The sequence below is a fragment of the Candidatus Methylomirabilis sp. genome (assembly GCA_036000645.1).
Taxonomy (GTDB): Bacteria; Methylomirabilota; Methylomirabilia; order Methylomirabilales; family JACPAU01; genus JACPAU01.
In genome coordinates, this window is sequence record DASYVA010000001.1 from 1 (window position 1) to 1,825 (window position 1,825).

A 1,825-nucleotide genomic window follows, 5' to 3' on the forward strand; every position below is an offset into this window, starting at 1 on the left:
GCTACTCTCCTCCGGCGAGCCCGCACCCTGGCAGACCGGGGCGACCTGGAGCAGGCCCGCCATCTCTGTCAGGCCGCAGTGGGGCGGGATCGGCTCAACCCGGAGGCGCACTTCCTGCTGGCCGCGATCTGCCAGGAGCAGGGGGAAGTCTCCGCCGCCCTGGAAGCACTTCGCCGGGCCATCTACCTGGCCCCGGAGTTCGCTCCCGCCCACTTTCTCCAGGGAAGCCTCCTGCTCCGCCAGGCGAAGCGCATGCAGGGACAGCGGTCCATGGAGACCGTGGTGCGCCTCTTACGTCCGGCGCCGCCCGATGAGCCAGTCCCCGGCAGCGACGGCCTGACGGCGGGCCGCCTCCTGGAGATGGCCCGGGCGTACCTCGAGGTCCGGTGATGGAAGCACCGCGGCGGGCGATCAGCTGGGAGCAGGCCTACGTCTCCTTGGAGCAGATCCGCCAGGCCCTCGAGGCCGGCGGGGAGCGTTCCCCAGAAACGGTCAAGCAAATCTTGGAGGACAGGGCGCAGGCGCTGGCGCGACCCCTGGACTCGGCTCCGACCGCCACCGCCATGCTGGACCTCTTGGTCTTCTCTCTCGCGGGGGAGCGCTACGGGATCGAGACGGAGCACGTGCTGGAGACGATGTCTCTCCGGGAGCTGACGCCGGTGCCGTGCACACCGCCCCTCATCCTCGGGGTGATGAACCACCGGGGACGGATCCTTCCCATTCTGGATCTCCGGAGGCTGCTGGAGCTGCAGGGTCAGGGGGTTCCTCCCGGGGGCCGGGTCGTGGCGGTGGAAGCCGGAGGGATGACGTTCGGAATCCTGGCTGAGGCCCTGGTGGGAACAACCCAGGTTGCCGCCCACGACGTGGCGCCACCTCCGGTGAGCCTCACCGGGGATCGCCAGGCCCTTTGCAAGGGCGTTACGGGAACGATGGTTGCCGTGCTGGACGTGGAAGCGCTGGCCCAGGATCCGCGGATCATGGTCAACAACGGGGGGAGCTGACCCCCCGCAAGGAGAAGGGGCCGCCAGATGCGATGGACAGTCGGGCAGCGGATTACCGTCGGATACACGGTCCTTCTCTTGCTCCTCCTGCTGGTGACGGGGGTGGGCACGTATGCGCTCTCCCGGACCGCCGAGACGTTCGGGACGGTGATCCACCAACGGGAACAGGGCATCGAGGCGGCCCTGGAGGCAAGGGGGGACTCCGACCGCGCGATGGCGTCCTTCCTCCGCTACCTCCGCGAGCGCGAAGAGCGACTCCTCACGGACAGGGAGAGGCAGATCGGCGAAGCCCGCGAGGGGATGACGCGGCTTCGGGAGACGAGCGCCACCGCGGAGGCGAGAAAGGGTTGGGAAGAGGCGCTCGGCCTGCTGAGCGCCTGGGACGAGGCGTCCAGCGCTGCGATCGCGGCAACCAAGGCCGGCCGTGAGGCCGAAGCGATCCAGATCTTGAACAGGCGGGTCGTACCGGCACGCGATCAGGAGCGCGACCTGGTCCGCCGCCTCGTGGCTACCGAGAGGACTCGCACGAAGGACATCACGGCGTCGGCCCTCGGCGCGGCGTCCCGGGCCTTCTGGGCAATGGTTTTCGCGGCGGGCATCGCGCTCGCGGGCGGCGCCGGCATCGCCTGGGGGGTGACGCGCTCCATCACCGGTCCTCTGCGCAGCACGATCACGACGCTCGCCTCCGCCTCCGCTGAAATCCTCGCCGCCACGACGCAGCAGGCCTCCGGGACGGCCGAGGAGGCCACGGCGGTCCAGGAGACCTCCACGACCGTGGACGAGGTGAAGCAGACGGCCCAGGTGGCGGCCCAGAAGGCCCGGGC

The 1,825-nt window shown here is 70.0% G+C and carries 3 protein-coding genes; all 3 read left to right on the plus strand.

The window, feature by feature from the left end:
* Positions 1 to 390 (plus strand): tetratricopeptide repeat protein (locus tag VGT06_00005; GenBank protein ID HEV8661515.1); only part of this gene is annotated, 390 nt, incomplete at its 5' end.
* On the plus strand, positions 390 to 1,001 hold the full coding sequence (locus VGT06_00010) for a chemotaxis protein CheW (GenBank protein HEV8661516.1): 612 nt from the start codon (positions 390 to 392) through the stop codon (positions 999 to 1,001). The genes VGT06_00005 and VGT06_00010, both read left to right, overlap by 1 nt.
* Positions 1,002 to 1,028: 27 nt before the next feature.
* Positions 1,029 to 1,825: MCP four helix bundle domain-containing protein (locus VGT06_00015; GenBank protein HEV8661517.1), on the plus strand; the 797-nt coding region annotated here is incomplete at its 3' end.